Source organism: Luteolibacter pohnpeiensis, from assembly GCF_016595435.1.
Lineage (GTDB): Bacteria > Verrucomicrobiota > Verrucomicrobiia > Verrucomicrobiales > Akkermansiaceae > Luteolibacter > Luteolibacter pohnpeiensis.
Genome location: NZ_JAENIJ010000007.1, coordinates 46,168 through 68,433 on the forward strand (window position 1 = coordinate 46,168; position 22,266 = coordinate 68,433).

19 protein-coding genes are annotated in these 22,266 nt (G+C 51.3%); 10 read left to right on the plus strand and 9 right to left on the minus strand.

Features of this window, described 5'->3' with window-relative positions:
• Positions 1 to 7: 7 nt before the first annotated feature.
• Positions 8 to 748 carry a hypothetical protein gene (locus JIN85_RS06185; RefSeq protein ID WP_200268711.1) on the minus strand — a complete coding sequence of 247 codons (741 nt, stop codon included), beginning with the start codon at positions 746 to 748 and terminating at the stop codon, positions 8 to 10.
• Positions 749 to 767: 19 nt separating this feature from the next.
• Positions 768 to 1,148 (minus strand): HesB/IscA family protein, encoded by a 381-nt coding sequence (locus JIN85_RS06190; protein WP_200268713.1) that lies wholly within the window; start codon positions 1,146 to 1,148, stop codon positions 768 to 770.
• Positions 1,149 to 1,412: 264 nt separating this feature from the next.
• Here JIN85_RS06190 and JIN85_RS06195 point away from each other — a divergent pair, with 264 nt between their 5' ends.
• From JIN85_RS06195 to JIN85_RS06225, 7 genes are all read left to right on the plus strand, one after another.
• Entirely contained in the window at positions 1,413 to 3,059 is a 1,647-nt protein-coding gene (locus JIN85_RS06195) for an immunoglobulin domain-containing protein (protein ID WP_200268715.1), read from the plus strand.
• Between the two features lie 98 nt (positions 3,060 to 3,157).
• A complete protein-coding gene (gene hflK, locus JIN85_RS06200; RefSeq protein WP_200268717.1) occupies positions 3,158 to 4,915 on the plus strand; it encodes a protease modulator HflK in 1,758 nt (585 codons plus the stop codon).
• Between the two features lie 11 nt (positions 4,916 to 4,926).
• Positions 4,927 to 5,865 (plus strand): protease modulator HflC, encoded by a 939-nt coding sequence (gene hflC, locus JIN85_RS06205; protein WP_200268719.1) that lies wholly within the window; start codon positions 4,927 to 4,929, stop codon positions 5,863 to 5,865.
• 6 nt (positions 5,866 to 5,871) lie between these two features.
• Positions 5,872 to 6,975, plus strand: coding sequence for a protease modulator HflK (gene hflK / locus JIN85_RS06210; RefSeq protein ID WP_200268721.1), 1,104 nt, complete (start codon positions 5,872 to 5,874; stop codon positions 6,973 to 6,975).
• A complete protein-coding gene (locus tag JIN85_RS06215) occupies positions 6,972 to 8,873 on the plus strand; it encodes a heavy metal translocating P-type ATPase (RefSeq protein WP_200268722.1) in 1,902 nt (633 codons plus the stop codon). Before hflK (JIN85_RS06210) ends, JIN85_RS06215 begins: the two co-directional genes overlap by 4 nt.
• Positions 8,874 to 9,107: 234 nt before the next feature.
• Positions 9,108 to 10,643: a sodium:solute symporter family protein gene (locus tag JIN85_RS06220; RefSeq protein WP_200268724.1), complete on the plus strand. Its 1,536-nt coding sequence runs from the start codon at positions 9,108 to 9,110 to the stop codon at positions 10,641 to 10,643.
• A 2-nt stretch (positions 10,644 to 10,645) separates the two neighbouring features.
• A complete protein-coding gene (locus tag JIN85_RS06225) occupies positions 10,646 to 10,795 on the plus strand; it encodes a hypothetical protein (protein ID WP_200268726.1) in 150 nt (49 codons plus the stop codon).
• Between the two features lie 411 nt (positions 10,796 to 11,206).
• Here JIN85_RS06225 and JIN85_RS06230 read toward each other — a convergent pair whose 3' ends face one another.
• Positions 11,207 to 11,779 carry a hypothetical protein gene (locus tag JIN85_RS06230; protein WP_200268728.1) on the minus strand — a complete coding sequence of 191 codons (573 nt, stop codon included), beginning with the start codon at positions 11,777 to 11,779 and terminating at the stop codon, positions 11,207 to 11,209.
• A gap of 91 nt (positions 11,780 to 11,870) precedes the next feature.
• On the opposite strand from JIN85_RS06230, the gene JIN85_RS06235 reads away from it, so the two are divergent.
• Entirely contained in the window at positions 11,871 to 13,094 is a 1,224-nt protein-coding gene (locus JIN85_RS06235) for a 6-phosphofructokinase (protein WP_200268730.1), read from the plus strand.
• A gap of 531 nt (positions 13,095 to 13,625) precedes the next feature.
• Here the strand turns inward: JIN85_RS06235 and JIN85_RS06240 are convergent.
• From JIN85_RS06240 to JIN85_RS06260, 5 genes are all read right to left on the minus strand, one after another.
• A complete protein-coding gene (locus JIN85_RS06240) occupies positions 13,626 to 14,087 on the minus strand; it encodes a hypothetical protein (RefSeq protein WP_200268732.1) in 462 nt (153 codons plus the stop codon).
• A 142-nt stretch (positions 14,088 to 14,229) separates the two neighbouring features.
• The gene (locus JIN85_RS06245) at positions 14,230 to 14,571 is read right to left on the minus strand and encodes a hypothetical protein (RefSeq protein ID WP_200268734.1); all 342 of its coding nucleotides are present in this window, start codon (positions 14,569 to 14,571) and stop codon (positions 14,230 to 14,232) included.
• A gap of 401 nt (positions 14,572 to 14,972) precedes the next feature.
• Positions 14,973 to 15,356, minus strand: coding sequence for a hypothetical protein (locus tag JIN85_RS06250; protein ID WP_200268736.1), 384 nt, complete (start codon positions 15,354 to 15,356; stop codon positions 14,973 to 14,975).
• A 159-nt stretch (positions 15,357 to 15,515) separates the two neighbouring features.
• Positions 15,516 to 16,163, minus strand: coding sequence for a hypothetical protein (locus JIN85_RS06255; protein WP_200268738.1), 648 nt, complete (start codon positions 16,161 to 16,163; stop codon positions 15,516 to 15,518).
• A gap of 80 nt (positions 16,164 to 16,243) precedes the next feature.
• Positions 16,244 to 16,801, minus strand: coding sequence for a hypothetical protein (locus JIN85_RS06260; RefSeq protein WP_200268740.1), 558 nt, complete (start codon positions 16,799 to 16,801; stop codon positions 16,244 to 16,246).
• Between the two features lie 502 nt (positions 16,802 to 17,303).
• Between JIN85_RS06260 and JIN85_RS06265 the strand changes: the two genes are divergently transcribed.
• Entirely contained in the window at positions 17,304 to 18,245 is a 942-nt protein-coding gene (locus JIN85_RS06265; protein WP_200268742.1) for a hypothetical protein, read from the plus strand.
• A gap of 22 nt (positions 18,246 to 18,267) precedes the next feature.
• Here JIN85_RS06265 and JIN85_RS06270 read toward each other — a convergent pair whose 3' ends face one another.
• Positions 18,268 to 20,394 (minus strand): galactose-binding domain-containing protein, encoded by a 2,127-nt coding sequence (locus JIN85_RS06270; protein WP_200268744.1) that lies wholly within the window; start codon positions 20,392 to 20,394, stop codon positions 18,268 to 18,270.
• Between the two features lie 104 nt (positions 20,395 to 20,498).
• On the opposite strand from JIN85_RS06270, the gene polX reads away from it, so the two are divergent.
• Positions 20,499 to 22,226: a DNA polymerase/3'-5' exonuclease PolX gene (gene polX / locus JIN85_RS06275; protein ID WP_200268746.1), complete on the plus strand. Its 1,728-nt coding sequence runs from the start codon at positions 20,499 to 20,501 to the stop codon at positions 22,224 to 22,226.
• The last annotated feature ends 40 nt before the right edge of the window (positions 22,227 to 22,266 follow it).

Genomic DNA, 22,266 nt, shown 5'->3' on the forward strand with positions numbered 1-22,266 from the left:
TGGTTCCTCACTCTTTGAACACCGGGAATCCAGCTGAAGGATCGAGTTCGGTAGGAGGATTGATCAGAAACTCGCTATATTTCCCGACTTTATAAGGTCCGTAGACGATCGGAATGACAGTGAGAAGCAAAGCTGGCTCATCATTCTCAACGACTTTCGCGACGTGGATCACGGCAGCGCAGTTGGGAATTTTTTGAATTTCCATCAAGTCCCCGGGCTTGAGCGTGTTCACCGCATTCGCGTCGTCCGTGGGAAATAGATACTCAATCCACACAGGATAAGGGGCAGGCGCGGTAAAATCATCCGGCTTGACCATGGCCTGCGCTTGCACGGCGATGCCCTTATTCAGGAAATCCGACTTCGATAAAACTTTCAGCCGATTGATTCGGTAATTCCCCTCGATATAGGTGAGCATCAGCGGCCGCTCGAAATTGGTGATGTAATTCCGGAGCAACAGGGAGTTCATCCGCCCCAACTGATCATTCTCGACACCAAAATACTTTCGATACAGCTCCTTGGGAGGCAGTGCGGGAGCCGCCGGTGCTTTCAAGGAATTGTAATTTTCCAGTTCAGGAAGGCGGCCCAGCCTCTTCAGGATTTTATAGTTCGTCGGCCGTTCTGGATTTTTGAAAACCGTAAGGCATGCTTCCCAGGAGATCACGGCAAAGCACAAAGCGAGCGCGTTCGCAAGCAACCACCAGAAGTATGGCGGACGTTTCGGTGCGGGTTCCTCGACTGGGCGTGGCACTTAGTTCGGAAAATGAGGTTCAGGGAGTTCCGCAGGCTTCACCATCCGGGACAGCGTGAGCGCCTGGTGGTTCATTCGCCACCTCGAAGGAAGTTCCGCATCCACAAGAACGGGCAGCTTGAGGGTTGTTAATTTTGAAACCCGCATCGGTGAGATCATCGGAAAAATCGATTTCGCAGCCTTCCAACTTTGAAATGCTATCTGCCGCTACGATTACGCGAGCCGCTCCCTCTTCCACCACCACATCACCGTTTTCAGGATCAGCAACTTGCATCTCATACTGCCAACCAGCGCAGCCTCCTCGGCGGACGGCAAGACGGAGACCGGATTGCGGAGATTTTGCACGCGCTTGCAGCATCGTGCCCAACTCGGCGGCGGCTTTGGGTGTGAGTGTAATCATGACCGCCACTACTTTGGCGCGGACCGGGCGGATTTGAAATCGAAATTCTCGGAATCTTTTGGAGAATTGAATTTCTGACCATCCTCAGCGTCCGGGATTGAATGCGGAATTAGAGCGCGAGGAGCGCGCATCGAATTTTCGGTTCTCCACCGCAGATAACTCTCTTACCATTTCTTCACAATTTCACGATTGCATGCTTTCGAATAAAGCCCCATAAACATCGACAGACTGTTTCCGCTCCCCCGAAAACATCAAAAAACTAAAATGAAATCCGCGATTTTCGCTAGATCCTATCTGGCGTCCATTGTCTCATTGGTTTTGGTGGGGAACGCCTCAGCGCTCGATGAGACCCCCTCCACCACCGAAGGGCCTTACTACACCATGAGTTCGCAAAACACCGTGCTGAACTCGAGCAGCTCGAATTACGCGCCGCACCTGCAAACCACCGAGGGAACGGATAATGATCTGATCCACATCTATTCCACCAGCTCGCAAGCCACCGGGACGGTCACCAAGCTCTCTGGCACTTTGGTGAATACATCAGGCACAGCGATCTCCGGCGCTCTGATTGAGCTTTGGGAGGCTGACAATGGAGGGATATATTGGTATTCATCCTCTTCCAGCAGCACCAATAACTATGCAAATCGGGATAAAAATTTCCAAGGTTATGGCACCTGCACCACCGATTCTTCAGGTGCTTGGTCTTTCCTAACCATCAAACCCGGACTTTATACCGGCCGAATCCGGCATTTTCACCTCAAGGTCCGGGTGAACGGAACCGAGTATGTGACTTCGCAGTTGATGCCGTCAGACGAGGTAACGGCCACTCCCAGTGACAACGTGGTATCTAGTTTAAAATCAACTTATGGATCATCAGGACTCGCCCGCTGCGTTTACACTCCTACCAGCGGGACGATCACCTGGGACAACGAAACCTACACAGGGCAACTGGTTGAAGACCGCCAGCTCGTCATCAACTATACCCCTTCGACTACCGCACCTACGATTACCACTGAACCCACATCGGTAACCGTGACAGAGGGCGAAAGCGCCACTTTTTCCGTCGTCGCCACTGGAACTTCTCCACTCACCTATCAGTGGTATGAAGTCGACAGTGGAGCCATCACCGATGCAACGAGCGACACCTACACGATTTCCAGCACCACCACTGCTGACGCTGGGAGCTACTATTGCATCGTGTCCAACACTGCCGGATCTGATACCAGCGAAACGGTCACGCTAACAGTCAATGCAGCCAGCACTGCTCCGACCATTACTGATGATCCGGATTCGGCAACGGTCGACATCGGGGATTCAGTTGATTTTACCGTGGTTGCAGATGGCACATCTCCGTTAACCTATCAGTGGTACAAAGGTGAATCCACCATCTCAGGTGCCAACAGTGAAACTTACAGCATTGATTCAGTTGCCCTGGCGGATGCGGGAAGCTACTACGTTATTGTTTCCAATTCGGCGGGAACAGACACGAGTGACAGCGCCTTATTGAGTGTCAACCAGCCATTCACAACCTTTCTTAATTACTACGAAATTAGTAGTGAATCCGCAACGGACGATCACGATAGTGATGGCATCCCCAATATTTTGGAGTTTCTGCTTGGCGGAGACCCAACCACTCCTGACTCAAGCATCCAACCCGCCAGTGAATTCCAAACGGTAGATGGCTCCAACGTTCTGGTCTATTCATTCTACGTGGTTAGCGAAACGGGAAGCACCAGCTGGAATATCGAATACTCCACGGAATTGACCGAGTGGACCACGGCTACCGACGGCACCAACGGCGTGAGCATCGTCACCGAGGAAACTGAAACAGAAGGATTGAATCACGTAACCGTGACCATCCCTGCCACAGACACCCGCTTCTTCGCCCGCCTGCGTGTGACAACGCCTTGATGTCGTTGTCACCGACGGATCTCGATTTGGCGGAAATTGTGTAAGCTGCACGTTTCTCAATTTCCGCCAAGCTCGTCTTCTGAGTAGAATCACCGTTCATGGAATCATCTTCTCCACCCCGAGCGTTGCTCAGCTGTTATGCCATCGCATTCACTGCCTGCGCCATTGGCGGGGAGTATCTAGCACAATCCGCCGGGCTGGCCTTTTTCCGCACCCTGGCGATGCTGTTGGGCTGGATCAGTTTGGTTGCGATATCCAGTTTGATTCCCCCATTACGCTTTCGTTTACGACCTCTACTTCTTGCATTGGGGACCATCGCGGTGGTGGCAGTTCCTGGACGATTCTATTTCCCCAGATGGGGCATTATCGCTGGAGTATCGGACGAACGACTGAAACTCATCGCCGTCGTTCTGGCGGTGATCACCTTCATATTGCACTTTCTGGCAACTTACGGTTCACATAGTAGAAAAGAATCCCCGCATATCGCCCTCGATACTCTGGTTCCACTCGCCCGATTGGCAGCGGCTGCCCTAGCGGTGGCGATCGTAGTAATCGTCGCTCTGTTGTTTTTTCAAAAGCTCTGGATCCGCCAGGCTGAAATCCTTTTTGGCGCACTAACTTTCATCCTGATCACGGAAGAAATTGTTCGAGCGATTGCCCGCCTGTATCTCCCGAAACGCTTGCGGCGGGCAGCTATATTTGGTCATGGTTTAGTCTTACCCTCATTGTTTGGTCAAGCGGGACCGCTAGCATCCCTTTCCGCAAGTATGGAAAGCGCATTCGGCGTAAAGTTGGGCGACACCTGGCTTATCCATTTGGCGAAGAAGCTGGCGGCTCCTCTTATCCTACTAACCATTCTCGGATTGTGGGCAGGCACCGGCGTTACCCGCATTGCCGTCGATAGCCAGGGAGTGCTATCTACCAACGGATTCTTCCAGCCACTGCCTCTAAAACCCGGTCTCCATTTCCATGCTCCTTGGCCGTGGGGCCAAGTTACACCTGTTGTCACCGGTAAAATCGAAGAGATTTCGCTCGGCTTCGAACGTGATCTCTCCGGCCCCATTCTGTGGGCAGAAAAGCATTTCGAGGGAGAACAAAATCTACTCGTCGGAGGTGGCGAGGAACTTCTTACGGTCAACGTCCCGGTTCACTATCGCATCCGCGATGCCGTGTCCTATTTGACGACAGGCGGCGATCCACGCACCGCTCTTACAACACTTGGATACCACGAACTCCTCCGCCTGACTCCTGCTTATTCCGCTTTCGATTTGATGACTTCCCGACGTGAGGAAGTTGCTTCCTTACTCAAGGCGAGACTGCAAACCGAGGTGGATCGCCTGGGGTTGGGAATAGAAATTGTCTTTGTGGGGTTCAAAGATGTTCATCCCCCGGTTGAAGTTGCCCCCGCTTACCAGGACGTGGTCAGCGCGGAGGAACAGCGGCTATCACTGATCGACCAAGCGCATACGGCCTCGGTCACCAACCTTTCCGAGGCTCACATCAGCGCTCTCCAAGCGACGATTACCTCGCAAGCATTGGCCGAGGAACGGGTTGCGCGGGCCGAGGGTGAGTCTTCCAGATTTCTTGCCCCCGCGGCAGTCTGGCAAGAACAGCCGGAAGTTTACGCCACCCGGCTCCGATTGGAGGCTATTGAAAATGCATTAAGTGGTATCCACCAGCTCTATCTACTCCCAGCTGGGGTTCATCAACACAGCACCTTCCTTTTTGGAAATACCAGTGCCCTAGCGCCTACGACCACAGGGAGAAATTCCAACATTCCGGCTCCTGTAATCCGTCCAGCGAATCCGGTGATTAAGCGAACCGTTACTTCTAAACGAGCAGCAGCGAAACCCTAACTTTATTTTCCATGTCCCGTTTGCAAACTTTAGTCCGAATTCTCATCGCGCTAGCCGTTGCCGCGTTTCTCGGTTTCGTCATGTGCGGCTTTCAGGTTTCATCAAATGAATGTGCTGTGCTGACACGTTTCGGGTCTCCTGTCCGAACTTTCACTACGCCTGGGTTGCATCTGAAATATCCATGGCCCATCGATCATGTCACTCGATTCGACCGCAGGCTTCGATTTTACGACACGCGTGTGTCCGAAGCTCTCACCCGCGACAAACGCAATGTCATTCTACCAGTCTTCATCGCTTGGAGAATCGAAGATCCTTTAAAATTTCTCCAAGCGCTCGGCACACCGGAAGCCGCCCCCTCCAAGCTCGACTCACTCGCAACCTCAGCACGAAACGCCTTGTTGGGTGGCTATGATTTCCAGCAACTCGTCGCCACCGATCCAGGCAACCTTAAGCTTACCGAGATCGAAACTCGTTTGACGAACATGATCGCTCCGCAAGCGCTCGATGCTTTCGGGATCGTCATCGAACAATCCGGGTTCCAACGCATCGCCCTCCCGGAAGCAAACACCACCTACGTGTTCGATCGCATGCGTGCTGAACGTGGTCAATATGCTGCCAAGTATCGCGCAGAAGGTCGCCAGGAAGCAGAAGAACTCCGAGCCAGAACCGATGCCGAAAAAACCGTTTTGCTCGCTGAGGCTGCAAAACTTGCCGAGGAGACCCGAGGTAAAGCTGAGGCCGAAGCCGCACACATATACGCTGAAGCCCATGCAAAATACCCAGATTTCTACCGGTTTACCCGCGAACTCGAGTCCTTGCGCAAAGTCACTCAATCCAACACCACGCTGATTCTCGATACCGACACCTCCCCGTTTGACCTGCTCAAATCCAGCCCTCTCCCTGTCACCCCCGAGCAGTCCGGAAGTGACGATTCAAATCCGAATCGCTGAAGTCCCATGTCACAACGCCGCCGTAATGCCCGTGTCCGCTCCGGACACGCTCTCTTCAGTGCCTTTGCCTCCACCATTGGATTGCTTCGCTGGCTGCTCGCGGGCTTGGGCGTGTTTTATTTCTGCTCCGGGATCACCCGCGTCGCCCCGCATGAAGACGCCGTCATTTATCGCTTCGGGCGTCTAATTCCAGACGTTCATCCCCCGGGTCTGCTTTTTGCTCTTCCAGAGCCTATTGACCGCGTGGTCCGGATACCCACGCGCACCCAGCATGAAGTTTTCCTTCGGGCTTGGGCACCTGATGAAGAGAGTGTGGTAATATCAGCCGGTGGCATGCCGTCAGCCCCACTTCGGCCCGGAATGATCATCAGCGGGGTAAGCACCGCGACTATGAATTCCGATATGGCTGCGGCAGCAGATTTCCCCATCCCGCCGGGTCCTGGGCTTCACCCCTACACCCGTGGCTACACGCTTACCGGTGACGTCAATTTGGTCCAGGCTCGCTTCATTGCCCGCTATCGCATCACCGACCCGATTTCTTGGTTGAGTCACTCGTCAACAGCCGATGCCGCCAAGTTCATCGACGCCTCCTTCTTCGATGCAGCCACCCGCGTTCTCGCAGGAATGTCCGTCGATGATGCACTCGGGGCCGGAATGGAATCCTTCCGTACAAAAGTTCTGACACTCGCTCAGGAGCGGCTCGATGCACTCAAACTCGGTGTCACTCTGGTTGCGTTTGAGGTGAATACGCTCACACCGCCTGAAGCAACAGTTGCTGCTTTTGCCGAAGTTACCAGTGCCCGAGTGGAGTCACGAACTCTCGTGGAAAACGCCAGGACGTATCGTGCCCGCGTCATTCCCCGTGCGAAATCAGACTCCTATCGTCTGCGTAGCGATGCGGAGGCAGCCGCAAGCCAGCTGCTCTCCCGTGCCAGTGCCGAAGCCGCTTCATTTCTAGCACTTGCAAACGAACACACCGCTGCCCCTCTCCTCCTCGAGTCTCGTCTCAAGGCAGAAACCCTTGAAGCCGTGTTCCCTCAAATCAAAACCTCCACCATTCTACCATCGGATGGTGGATCGATCGATCTCCTCCTCCCCGGCAACCCATGAACCAATCTCAAGCCGCAAGTCCGACACCTGTAGAAGCGCTCCCCGAGCCAGCAGTCCCCCTTTTCTCCGGCATCCACCTGCGCGCGACGCTTGTTGCCATCGGCGTGGTCTGTTTTCTCATCTCCTTGTTGTTGAAGTGGATGAGACCCGATCAACAAGAGCTCTCCTCACTCTGGGCGATGGCTGGTCTCGCCCTATCCGCTCTTCCCGTTTTTTATGATAGCCTCACCTCATTGAAGTCAGACGGGTTTGAAGCCACCCGTTACTACATGGACCAATTTGTCGCCCTGGCCATTCTTGCCTGCTTTGCGACCAGCCAATATGCGACCGGCATTGTTGTCGCAGCCATTTTAATCATCGGGCAGATCCTTGAAGAACGAGCCACACTTGGGGTTGAGGAAGCCATCCAGTCGCTGACTCGACTCACACGCGTCAAAGCTCGACGCGTGTGTGAAGACGGGAGCGAAGAAACAGTCGACTCTTCACTGCTGCAGCCGGGTAATACCATCCGACTGCGTCCAGGAGACACAGTCGGTGCCGACGCGGAGATCCTGACAGGCCACACCACTCTCGACCAAGCCTCCATCACCGGTGAATCACTGCCAGTGGATGCAGCACCCGGTACCCGAATCTACGCAGGAACCACAAACCTCACCGGTTCGGTCGATGCCCGGGTTCTTCTAACCGGCGGTGACACGGTATTGGGTCACGTCGCCGCCATCGTTGAAGAAGCAAAAACTTCCCGCGCGCCTGTCATGCGCCTCATTGATGACTACACCCGCTACTACATGCCCGTGGTCCTCATTCTCGTCGGCTTCGTTCTCTTTTTCACTCGTGATGTGCAGCGCGCCATCTCCGTCATCATCGTCGCGATGCCGTGTGCCTTTGTCCTTGCCAGTCCGGCAGCTATGGTTGCAGCACTCGCAGTGGCATCCCGGATGGGAGTGCTTGTCAAAAGTTCCCGCTCATTCGAAGTTGCACAAGGCATCGACACCGTTGTTTTTGACAAGACCGGCACCCTTACCACTGGCCGACTCGCCGTCACAGCGATTCATCCCTCTGCCTCCATCACGGAAAGTGAACTGCTGACCTTGGCAGCCTCTTTGGAAGCAGGTTCGACGCATCCAATCGCCCGAGCCATCATCACTGCCACCGAGGAAAGAAATCTTTCCTATCAACAACTGCCCGACATCACTGAGGTCCCTGGCCAAGGCATCCACAGCGGCCCATTCGCCATTGGCCGTAGGGAATTTCTCAGTTCCCGAGGCATCGAGACCCCGGACACCGCAGATACTGACTCCGCACTCCATCTAGCCGGACATGGCGTCTGGCTTGGATCCATTCAATTCATCGACACCCTACGCACCGAAGCCAAAGAAACAGTTGAGGCATTGCGACAGCTCGGCATCGAAGAATGCCTCATGCTAACCGGAGACCGCCCAGCAGTCGCTCGGGAAATCTCCGATCTCGCCGGACTCGACCGCTATGTGGCATCTTGCTTGCCCCAAGAAAAACTGGAAGAAGTTCTCTCTCTGAAGGAAGCGGGCCGCAGTGTTCTGGTCATCGGTGACGGGGTAAACGATGCCCCGGCACTAGCTGCGGGAGATCTTGGAGTCGCCATGGGAGCTTTGGGTAGTGATGTTGCCATAAAAACATCGGACATTGCACTCATGGGTAACGATTTACGCCATCTGTCTCACTTCCTTGCTCTCAGCGACAGGACGCTGAGCATCATCAATCAAAACCTGCTATGGGGATTTCTCCTGATCGTGCTCTTCATCATCATCTCCGCCCTAGGCCTCGTCAGTCCCATCATCGCCGCTTGCTTACACGAATTTTCCGCATTCTTCGTCATTTTCAACAGCGCCAGACTTCTGCGGTTTGATGAAGCCAGCTAAAGCTGGTCTGGCAATAAGCCTACTTCTTGTTCGTGCTACCAAACTCGATCAACGGCCTAGGCTGAGATTGCTAAATTTCCCAGTCCACGATGGGGATATTTCAGATTTTGGAGTTTTCGCACTCGCACTATTGCATCGTGTTTGGACGAGTGATTTTCGATTCATCAGTCGAATCTTCTTTAATTCTGATAGAAAATCCGCAATATGGCTCGAAATGGTAGCCATCGATTTTCTATGACATTGACCCTCATCGATTGGCTCATTGTCGGTATCTATTTAGTCGGATGTATGACGGTCGGATTGATGATGCGTCGATATGTCAAAGGCGTGGAGGATTTCGCTGTAGCGGGTCGCGAAATGGATGTGAATCTCGGCATTGCCTCATTGGCGGCAACAGAGTTGGGATTGGTGACCATCATGTACACCGCCCAGCTTGGATTCGAAAATGGTCTGGCTGGCGCCACCGTTGGCGTTCTGATGTGCCTGGCCATGTGGATCGTCGGTAAAACGGGGTTTGTGATCGAGCCACTCCGTGATGCTGGCGTAATGACCATTCCCGAGCTTTTCGAAAAGCGCTTCAGCGTTCGCGTCCGATGGCTGGCAGGACTTTTCGTGGTGCTTGGCGGCCTGCTCAACATGGGAGTATTTCTCAATCTGGGTGGAAAGTTTTTAGTCTGGTCGACCGGGATGCCTCCAGAATGGCTGAAGTGGGTGATGACCGCTTTGCTCGGACTGGTGCTCCTTTATACCGCGCTCGGAGGCATGCTCTCCGTTCTGGTCACCGATTACCTGCAATTCCTGGTAATGGGAGTCGGCTTGGTCATCACCACCGTGCTCGTCCTTCATGCAAACGGTAACGGTTTCGGTTTAGTGGCCGATTTGAAGGCCGCTTGGACTGGAAAGGCGGGGATGAAAATGACCTCGGATCCCTTCAACCCGTTTCTCTCCGACAAAATGGGCTGGGGCTATGTGCTGTGGATGTTTGTTTTCCAAATGGCGGTGGTCACCACCTGGCAAACCACCATCAGCCGGGTGCTATCCGCGCGCGACTCAGCGACGGCCAAATCCATGTATCAACGGACCGCATTTTACTTCGTCGGCCGATTCCTTTTGCCGGTGCTCTGGGGTGCTGCGGCTTTTGTCTACTTTTCCAAAAACGGCGGACTTCCGGAGGGGATCGACTCTCAAACCGCGATGCCCCGCTATCTATCGACGATTTTACCAGCCGGCATCATTGGCATTGTCATCGCCGCCATGCTTGCAGCGGAAATGTCCACCGATAGCGGATATCTGCTCACCTGGGCAACCGTGATCTACAACGATATCATCTCCCCCTGCCTGAAAAAACCGTTGTCCAAAGCCGGACGCCTTTTGCTTACCCGATCCATTGTGATCGGTATCGGCATTTTTCTCCTGTTCTACGGCCTATGGTATCAACTTCCCGGAAATGCATGGGATTACATGGCTGTAACTGGCAGTATCTACCTTTCCAGTGTGTTCACGCTGCTGGTGGCGGGCCTTTACTGGCCGCGGGCTAATGAAGTAGGTGCCATCAGCGCCTTGATTCTCGGAGCAATCGGACCCATCACCTTCCTGATCGTGGAGCAAATCTGGACCGCGCATCCGGAAATCTTCCAATCCAGGGGTTTAGCAAACGTGATCCCAGTTATTCTTAAGCCAGCTGTGGCAGGATTTTCATCCTTTGGACTAGCCGCTCTGGGCATGCTGATCGGCTCCCTCAGTAAATCAAACAACACGAACCCAATTTGATCATGAGCGACCCATTTGTTCTGTTTTGGATGCTGTTGGCAGCCGCATCGATTCTCTGGTACGCATTTCTCGTATTCTATGTCGGCATCAAAGCGGGCAAAGAGATCCTCATCATGCGCAAAACACTGACCAAAGAGAAGATCACCGAATAAACACGTGATTTTCGCAATCGATGAAGGGTCAATCTATGAGCATTTCAGCATGAATTTGATTCATCTTCAAGATGCATGCAATGCGGCTCCAAAGTGGTGAAAAAACTCGCCATTGGCCTCTGTTGTCGCATTACAAAAAGTTGGCACGCCGAAATAAAAAAATAAAATCAAGTGTATCAATCAATCATCTGTTGCATTTTCAATCGAATATATGTCACTGATCTTTATTGGTTTACAGATTTAAAACAGATCGCCCTACATGATCGCGGAATGCTGTTATGGCCGAAAATGGGATACTAGTCTTTGCGTTGCCGCGACAGTTCTTCCCCCCGAGTTCTGCGATGGTGATAAATTCCCCCCGAGCAAATCCGGTGGGTGCTGAGAGAACGTTCTCGGCACCCACCGATTTGTCTAATGAGACATAGACTCGTTTGCGCGATAATTTACGGATGTGTGCATCGCTTTCTCCGCATAGCAGTATTCGGCAGGCCAGCCTGATTTGCGCAATTCCCAGAGTGACCTCTCCCAGCTGGGAATCCACAAACCCTCCCGTGCCAATTGGATGCCATCGCGCGGATAGCCGTGATCCAGCCACTTCGACGCGAGGTGGAAGCACACCCAGGCCCTCCAGCTTCGGACTTCAGCTCGCGGGCCACTCATCCGGCTCGCGAGGTGCTGGAAATGCCTGACAGGATTCCCCATAAATCCTGATTCTCCCCGTTTTGAGTTCTCCATGATCCACACCAGCGCCTGATAGGGAGGCTGGAACTGAGGATCTGGCTCGTCTGCCATCCACGATTTGTTCAGCTGCAGAATCGCTTGTGCCGGCTTGCCTTCAAGCCATTGAAATTGCGCGAACTGCAGTGCAGCCAGATAGAAAGCGGCATCCTTTTCGACCTGCTTTGGGCGATTTTTCCATGGTTTCTCGCGGGAATGAACTTCTGGCAACCACGGACAAAGCGGCTTTTTCAGGTGGATTTGCATGCAAGTCTGAATCCTAGCATTTGCGGCAAGCCGCTGGTGGTCATTTTTCAAGGCTTGCTTCTCTCTGAAGATTATCGATTCTCGCGGCCCCATGAGTCGTTTAGTAGGAAAAGTCCTCGTTGCCCAAGGCGGCGGCCCCACCCCGGTTATCAACCAAAGCGTTGTCGGTGTCGCCCTCGAAGCCCGAAAATTCACCCAGGTTACTTCCGTTTATGGCGCTGTGCACGGCGTCCGCGGCATCATTGACGAAAATTTCGTCGATCTGACCCGCGAGACCACCCACAACCTCGAACAAGTCTCCAACACCCCATCTTCCGGTCTGCTCTCGACCCGCGACAAGCCGGACGAAGAATACTGCGAGCGCATGTTCAAGGTCATGCAAGCCCATGACATTCGCTACTTCTTCTACGTCGGCGGCAACGATTCCTCGGACACCGTCCGCATCGTGAACGAGCAGGCAAAAGCCGCCAACTACGAGCTGCGCGCGATCCACATTCCAAAAACGATCGACAACGACCTTGAGGAAAACGACCACTGCCCGGGATTCGGCTCCGCCGCCCGCTTCGTGGCTCAAGCCTTCGGCGGCATCAACCTCGACAACCGTGCCCTCCGTGGCGTCTACATCGGTGTCGTGATGGGTCGCCACGCCGGCTTCCTCACCGCATCCTCCGCCCTCGCTCGCAAGTATGTCGACGACGGCCCACACTTGATCTATCTGCCTGAGCGTGCGTTCGATACGGACAAATTCCTGGCCGATGTGGACCGCATTTACAAGCAACACGGTCTCGTCACCATCGCCGTTTCGGAAGGGATTTCCGACGCATCCGGCACTCCGATGATCACCAAGCTCCTCGGCAAGGAAGAGCGCGACTCCCACGGCAACATCCAGCTTTCCGGCACCGGCGCCCTCGGCGACCTGCTCGCCAACACCGTCCGCGACGGCCTCGGCATCAAGCGCGTCCGTTCCGACACCTTCGGCTACCTGCAACGCTCCTTCATGGGAGTCGTTTCAGATCGTGACGCCCGTGAAGCACGCGAAGTCGGCGAAAAGGCCGTTCAATTCGCCATGTGGGACGACGTTGACGGATCGGTCGCCATCAAGCGTCCAGTGCTTGATTACAGCGTCGATTACCAGCTGGTGCCAATCGGTAACGTCGCAGGCAAGACCCGCCACATGCCAGACAACTTCATCAATGCGGAAGGCAACGGTGTGACTCAAGAGTTCCACGCCTACTGCCGCCCACTGCTTGGCTCCGGCATGCCAGAATCCCATCGTCTGCGCGCTCCTAGCGTGGCGAAAATTCTGCACGTCTGAGTTATTTTTAAGCTCTAACACTCAAAGCGGCCGGGAAGGATATCTTTTCCCGGCCGTTTTTGTATCCAGATCCACTTCGCCTTCTTGGTGGCGCAATTTACTTTCTAATGGTCGGCGCGTCGCAATGCGGTTGGATCTCTTGGCGATTGCCCCATGCCTCGTAATACCCGGTGGACCGGGGCAGCCCCCCCAAGACTTCCCCAGCCATCGCAACCCAACCTTCAGGAGTACGATGTCAGCCGCACGAAAGTACGATCAGAGCATGGGAATTCGATGATTCTAATTCGGCAACGAGATACGATGAAAGCTCGGCTCAAACAACCAAGAAAAAGCACTGGTGACAAAAAACATGCAAGAACCGCGAAGGCCAAGCCGACCAGCAAGCGAGTAACTTCATCAAGCAGGTCTTCCAGCAGGCCCTTCGATTTTTACGCAGCTGACTCTATCAAGAAGCTCCCTGGACTAAAACCTAGCCCGCTTATCCATATCTAGACATGCTAAAGGACAAAGTTTTCTACACCGTTCCATGAGCTACTCAATTGTCCTTACATACAACTTAAGATTAGTTACCGGAATCCGAAAGTCATCAGCCACCAGATTGACCCGCTTAACTGTTTTGTATTCTTGAGGTAATTTATTCACATCCACGACATCCCGCGACACAAAAGGAGAAACAATAAACCACCCCGTCAATCTAAAGGACGAATCAACAATATTGTATTCACCTCTCAAAAATATTTTAGTCCCATCTGAATTCGGGTAAATTACATTATATCTTAGAGCCATTAAAGTATTTACAGACTCCATATTAGAGTCCAAGGCAAATCTCCGGATCGGCTTTATGGATTTATCACATATTGTAAATTTATTATCCCCAGTCGACTCTGCAAAAATATAGGGATATATACGATCAACCTTCACTTCTTCCGCCACACCAAAAGAAGAAAGGATGAATGCAATAATCATCAATTTAAAGATATTGATAACTTTCATGGCGTTGTGTAATTATGACAAAAGGGCTACCTCTCTATGGTGAATCCTTGACTCGTTTAACCCATATCAGGAACTACTAAAAGACAAAATTTTCTACACCGATCCAAATGTCCCTTTGTCATGCAAAATTTCAGTCTTCACTTCACTTGGAAGCCTTCTCGATTACCTTTCTTGAAGGCGAATACTCATCCAGCTTCTCATGCAACCAGCCAGTATTATCAAAGAGATTCTTTCGCCCCTTAAATGAGCCCTTCCAAACATACACTACTCCTTGAACATTCTTCTTTTCATCCAACTTTTCCCCCACAATCAGGCTTCCGTCTGGTGCGACCAATTCTCCACGAATACCTTCGGATCGGGTGCCTAACATGATATACCAAATCCTCCAAGTGGAGCCGTCCTTTAACTTTGATTCCACATGCGGTTTTTGATCCTTGATGCTACCAAAACGCCGATGCTCTCCACTTGAGCTTAAAAATATCATAAGTTTCTTCTGAGTGTATGCTCATTACACAAGAAAAGAAAAATAAACAGAACCAAAAAGGTGCAAACAGTATATTTCTCATGATTTCGATAGGTATGATGTCCAACTTGCTCCTGTTCCATGAGGGACAGTCGGCCCCACTTGATTGCGGCTAGAATCGAAAACGAAGTCGTTGGGTTCTCTGCTGCGTACTGATCCATCACAATAACATGTAGAGTTCCATAGGCAGTAGAACCTTTCCGCAAAACACTTCTGACGAACCCTCCGCCATCGAGGTGGAACCGCAGAATGTAAAGCGTGTCATAAGAGGCCTGTCGCGAATGGTACGGGAGATCGGTGTAGAAAACTCCACCGATCCAAGTATCACGTTACCATGTCCTTTTGTCATGCACCTGTTCATGCTAATCCGATACTACAAGGAACTGATGAAGTTTTGACTCAGGATCAATTCGTTCCCCGACCAATTTTCCGAAGTCTAATTTTCCCTTAATTGATATTCCCTCACCAATCTTTTCTTCGCTTACTTGGAATAAATGAAAACCATCTTCTTTTCTTCGGACCAATAAAACCTCATTAATCGTTATATTTCTACATTGACGATCACTCAAACCTTCCGGGAACTCTTTCAAATTTATAACTTTCCCATATCTCACTTTGGTTGAATCAGAAACAAACCCATTCCAAGTGTAATATTTTGACTTTGAATAAATCAAATCACCCTGCATGAGCGAACACGAAAGCATGAAAACCGAAAGAAAAACTAATATTAATGGGCTGATTTTCATAGTTCCAGCGGTTGCCTGATGTCAAGTTCCGATTCAGATTAGAGACTTGCCTATTATCAAGTTCTACCATCTCGCAAAATTCGGCAAGCGCAGTTCTTACTATTACGCCAGTCCCTTAGTCCTTTCAGATCGGTGCAGAAAACTTTGCATTTTAGCAGGTCATGGCTTTGTAGGCTGTGGTGGGATATCCTTTGCGGCGCTATCACCTTCTGCTCGATCCGCAGCACTGATTACCCTCAATTCAATTTCGTTATCGAAATCACGTATCTGCAACATTCGCTGCAAGTAGCTCTCGCTTACCCTCCCGCGTGGCACGTCTATATTGACGAGCACATCAACTAACTTGTCGGAATCTGGTTCAGCGACTCCAATGGTTAGAACCTCTCCAGACTTCCACTTATCAAAGCGGACTCCGATTTTAAATGTCGATTTATGATCTCTTGGAGTTCGCGCAAAAAATTGAAACGAGCGTTCCACCTTTCGATCTACCACGTCCTTAATGGTTGAGCTAGTATTAACGATCAGGAGCGTCCCTCCTTTGGTTGGTAAAGCCAACTTCGAGCCATCCGGTGAGATCAGCCGTTCGAGAGGCACTTCTTGTATAACCAGAGAGGCACGGCTGCTTCCGTCAAAAAATTCAAGCGTTGCATTGCCAGTTCCATCAGTGCTCTTGTGGATGAGCTTTAGAGTGAGCTTGCCAAAGTTCTGTGAACTCTCATTGCCAGTTGCGAACGAACACGATACCAACGCCGCAAGAAGTATGCTGGCCGTACCGAGACGCCGCCAAAAATCAAAGATCGTATTCATCGCATTCCTGGGGCTGGGCCAAGCTTGCAACATGAGACTACGCTTACGGCATTCATTAGGAGGGCATTTTTTAGGGCCATTCATTCTATTTTGCTAATAATACTTGATCCAAAAGGATTAACAACTGAATCAACAGTCTCAACCTTAACTTCATTTTCATCCCTTTCTTTCGAGTACAAGTTCCATTTACCAGTTAAGTCGCCCATCGAGACACACCGCCCTCTTGATGCGAATGAACTCGAGACAAAATCAAACCAAACTTCGTCACGAGAATTAAATGCATAATGCTTACTTTCGTTAATCACACTCGCTCCACACGCAAAAAAAATTCTGTACAAAGGTGATTCTTCAGATCTTGATTCAGGATCCGCCCTTAGAACAAGAACTCTTATTCTCGAAAGAGATATCATCTTCCCTGAGTCAACAATTAACGAATCTGGGACGATGTAAGTCTCTCCCCCCTTAGTGAACGAAATTTGGGCAAGACTCCCATTATTTTTCAGCTCAACTTGAAGTTTGATACCTAAATCCGAATTAGATATAATTGCAACATCAGAATCAACCTCGTGAAGATCAGACGCCCATATCGGGGAAAATGTTAATCCCAAAACCAGCAAAAAACATAAAATATATTTCATTGTTAACTCCAATCTTCTATTTTGTCCCAATATTGAGGTCTACGAAGCCGCTCCCCGAGCAATCTTCTCGCCCTATTTTCTTCCTTAACGGCTTCATCACCTCGGTCCCACAATTTTTGGGCTTTAGCTCCTTTAATGGAGTCAAGACTGATGCACGATTGAATACCTGTTTCCGCACCCGACGACCGATCCAATCGTAACTGAACGATAATTCCTGATATGACACACCTTGGCCAAGGGCGGTAGAAGTCGATGTCATCATGATGAGCTGATTTACAGTGTTCCATACATAGTTCCAGCGACTGTCTGATGTCAAGTTACCATTTGCATCGTGTCCCAGGGAGGTAAATGGCAGACCTGATCTATTCATGACTGGCAATCTTACTACCCCGTCAGAAAGCGCAACGCTTTGCCAAACTGCTTGGATAAAAGTCAATTTTCACACTTCCTGCATCCAATAAATACATTTATACATTCTATTCATACCCATACATAAAAATCCATGAATGTAAAACCAACCAAAACTATTTTTCATTTTCTAGTCGCATCAGGCATCGCGTTTTCAACTGGGGAGCTCAAGGGACAAGAAAAAACCCAGCAGGATACAAGCATTTCGGTTCACAAAAAGGCAACAGAACTGGATGGGGTCAGAACTGACTTCAGAGAAGCCACGATCCGATCGACCAAGCCAGGTTACGTGCACCTATGGCACTACGTTGGTGACAAGCCCTTGGTTGCGCCCTTGGTCGCGGATGAGGATGGCAAGGGCTATCACAAAACCATCAGTTATTGGGCGCAAGACCTGAATGGAGGTGTTTTCAATTATCAGATTTCACCCGAAGGTGAAGAGACTCCACTTTCGGTGAAAGTAGAGCTTTGGAATCATCGGCATTTAAGTTACTCGGAATTTGTTGAAAACATCGATGCTACAGAAGATCCGTCAGGAGAAGTTCTGCGCGGCATCCCACTCGATCTTGTGCCGATGCAAGAGGGCGCATTGTTGCTGGCAATCACGGATGAACCAGACTTAACACAAAATGCGCCGTTTATGCTCAAGATTTGGAGACCAACATACGGCGAGCAATTACCCGCAGAATTGGTTTCGCAGCCGGTACAAATCGGCTATTTAATCACCACCCCTGGCGAAGAAAACCAAAAAGTAAATCCACCTACAGGGCAAAAGTTGGGCCGAATCTCACAACGATCAGGCAAACTGATTGCACATCTGAACTATCAATTGGGTTCGCATTCCGTTTATGATGGCGAGCTAACACTGGAACAGCCATTCCAATTTAACATATTCGCGTCTTTTGGTGCCATTTATCCTGTGGTCGGTGTGTTAACCACAGAAAGGGATTCGATGCCGTTTTTGATCGATCAAATGAAAAGCGATTTGGCTGGCACCAAGTGGGAAAAGCACCTCACAGGTGCCACTAATGAATAACAAGCAAAGGCTATTTAAATTTTCAGTGTCCAAAAACTTCGAGTTCCGCAACCCTGGCGGTTGAGTCCTTACCCGAATCGTAAATCGTGACTTTAAGGTATCTGGCATTCACTGGAGCGAACTCGATATCAGTCACATCAGCCGTGTTCGCCTTTTGAGCGTCGACTGTTGTCCAGATATTCCCATCCAGACTGGTTTGCACCATGAACGCTTTGGTATTCAGATTCTTCGCCAAACCAGCAGCACCTGCATGCCGGATGACGTAGCGGCTGATCACATGTGGTTTTTGAAAATCGAGGCCGATCCATGGCTTATCGACACCTTTTGAAGTCCACATCGTGTCTACGGTGCCATCCATGATCCCGTTGACATCCTTGGTATCACTGCTGGTCCGAATCTGCGTGTTGGCATCCAAACACAAATTGTAGGGAATCCCCCCTGCCTCATTCGATAAATTGAAATAGTGATCCGCTCTCACAAACTCCACTTTATCCGGAAATTCTTCGTTCAAACGATCGTGCAATTGGATCAGTTTTTGCAAACTAAGATCTCCCCAAACATCCGCCTGATAAGCGATGAACTTTGGAGATTTGCCATCCCAACGTTGTATCTCCTGATGAATGGAGCCGGAAATATGATCGTAAGATCCGGCATAAGGAATTTTCAGTTTATCAAATAAGACCCGGCGATTGGTAACTCCACCCTCTACCGATGGCACATCTTTGAAATTCTGAACCGTTGCCCCATACAAGCTTCGGCAAAAGGTTTCATAAGAATCACGCTGCATCGTTGTGGCATCATCCCAGATGGTCGAGACCCGCAAGCCAGAGCGCTGCAGATAAGTTTCTGTTAGACGGGCGTAGCCATCCATGCGCTGCTTGTCCTTGAGGTAATCCCCCACTGGTGCTCCTGGTTCATTCAGGGTGTTGAATGGCATCATGTATCCCATGCCCGATGGGCCAGTCACAAAACAATCGAGTGGTGATGCCTGGCCATAGTAATAGTTCATGATGACTGGCGCGATATCCACCAGCCCTGGAGATATCGTCCAATTCAGAGGCATTTTTCCGCGAACATCCGCAGAGCGATCCCAGTTCTTCCGCATCGCGTGCTGGGTGTATTGGATGTTATCTCCGTCGCTGATGAAAATGGCAATATAGACCTTATCCTTGAGTTCCGGCATTTTGGGAACCGGCGGAATTTTAATTTCGTGTGTCGTTCCAGCAAAGACACTCGCACTGATGAAGAAGTCCGCCGGCAATGTTCCGATGCCATATTCGGAAGCTGCCGTGATTCCGGATCGCTCGGTGGCATACCAACCCAGAGCGATCGATTCACCCGCCTTCATGTCATTGAAAAACTTGCCGAGCATTTTTCTTTCCTCGGGGACCGTCGTATCCAGCCATACCACCGCGGCGCCAGCCGCACTTGCGATATCCCGAGTGTGGAAATAGTCCCCTCCTCCTTTCCGATCCAACGGCTTGGCGCTTACTATCAACCGTTTTTCACATTTCGGCCAATAGTGCTGATAGAGATATTCATAAATCTCAACTGTGGATTTCAAATCGAGCTTTGTTAGATCCTCAACAACCTTGAAGCGGATGCCATGATTCTTCAGATCGTCGTATACAACCTGCGTCACAGGTATGGCATTCATCACTGCAGCGGCCGTACCTGCCAAATTCCGGTAGTGAGGATTCAAATTGGGATCGTAGAGAACCACGCCTGCAATTTCCCGCTTATACTTATCGACGAGATCGAGCTTCGTATTGCGATCATACTTCGGATCCAACGCAAACCCGGCGGTATCCGGCCAGGTCTCGGGTTTTTCTTCCGCTCTGGCATCGAACAGATAGATCCGCGGTTGCTTTTTATTCACCTGCCCTTGCAAGGCGGAAAAGGTGATCAATTCATCCCGGGAAAGATCCTGGGCAGCGATCGCATCGAGTGATTTGGCAGGTGTCGCGAAAATCGGAATCGCCTGCCCGACTGGCCAGGAGAGGCCCTCGGATGCTTGTCGAACTTCAGGGTAATCCACATGACGGCTTTTCCCTTCCGGCAAGGGTGCGGCACGTGCGACCCAGATAGCCCCCGCAATCACTTGCACGGCCAAATTGGCCAGCAACCGGTTGATTTTCAAATGATCCATCCCTAAAAACTGCACGGCCGCGATACGGACGGTTAGAAATTCAACTTTCAGCTGATTTTCTGATTTCCCTTCACTTCCCAAAGTGCCCATTTCATGCTCCGCGCATGACTCGTGAGACGCTGGCCGGGACTCTGGAAGAGATCGCTCTTTTGCTGGAGCTGAAAGGCGAAAATCCGTTCAAAATCCGTGCTTATCGCCAAGGCGCGGAGGCCGTTCTGAACTATGACGGTGACATCGTCGCCAAAGCGACGGCAGATGATTTGAAAGACATCAAAGGCATTGGCGAGGCACTGCGTGAAAAGCTGCACGAGCTGGCATCCACGGGTGTTTTGAAATTCCATCAGGATTTGCGATCTCAATTCCCGGAGGGGCTGTTTGAACTCTTCGATGTGCAGGGCTTGGGCCCAAAGAAAGTGAAGGCACTTCACGAATCGTTGGGCATCGGATCGATTGCAGATCTGAAACAAGCCTGTGAAGCAGGCAAAGTCGCCGAGCTCGCCGGTTTTGGTGCCAAAACCCAGGTCAAGATTCTGGAAGCATTGGCATTGCGTGAAAGCTTCGCCGATCGCTTCTTACTGGGAATGGTAACGCCCGTGGTGGAAACGATTCTCGAAACCCTGCGGCAGCATCCCGATGTTTCGCGCAGTGCAGTTGCCGGGTCCTACCGCCGCGCCAAGGAAACGGTGCACGATCTCGATTTCCTCGTCGCCACCAAGGAGCCGGCCCAGGTTTGCAAAGACTTCACCCTGTTACCGGAAGTGAAATCCATCATTGCCTGCGGCGAAACCAAAGCATCGGTGCGACTCAATGACGGCATTCAGTGTGATCTGCGCGCCGTCTCGAACGAGCAATTCCCTTTCGCCCTGCAGTATTTTTCGGGGTCGAAAGAGCACAACGTCGCATTGCGCTCCCTGGCCCTGAAGCAGGGGCTTTCCCTGAATGAATATGGATTTACCGGTGACACCTCGGAACTTCCGCCGATTCACGAGGAAAAGGACATTTATGCTGCGCTGGGCTTGGATTACATCGCGCCGGAAATGCGGGAAAACCGTGGAGAAATCGAAGCCGCTGCGGAAAACCAGCTTCCGAAATTGATCGAGCTGGAGAACCTTCGCGGAACTTTTCACAGCCATACCACTGCGTCCGATGGCCACCACACCCTGGAAGAAATGGCGGAGGAAGCGATCGATCTCGGCCTGCAATATCTCGGGATTTCCGATCATTCAAAATCCTCGCCGCAGGCGAACGGACTGAATGAACAACGCCTGATGGCGCAAATCAAAGAGATCGCCGAACTCAACAAGGGTTACGAAAAATTCCGACTGTTGGCTGGTTCGGAAGTCGATATTTTAAAAGACGGATCGCTCGACTTCGACGACGAGTTGCTGATGCAGTTGGATTTCTGCGTGGCCTCGGTCCACGGCGTGTTCAATCTTTCCGAAGATGAAATGACTCGGCGAATCTGCCGGGCGATGGAAAACGAGCATGTAACGATGCTCGGCCACGTCACCGGCCGGGTCCTGCTGAAGCGCGAACCCTACCAGGTCGACCACGCGCGCATCATCGACTGCGCTGCGGAAACCCGGACCATCATTGAGCTCAATTGCAGCCCGAAGCGGATGGACATGGATTGGCGTTGGTGGAAGCGCGCGCGCGATAAAGGAGTGCTGTGTTCGATCAACCCGGATGCCCATTCGATTGCCCGATTGCACCACATTGGCCTCGGCGTCCGGATGGCGAAGAAAGGTTGGCTGCGGCGACAGGATGTCTTCAACACACGACCGCTGGAGGATGTGTTGAAGTTCCTCGCCACGCCCAAATCGAAACGCTGAGCCAAAGACATTTTCTTCAATTTTACAAAATCAACACCTC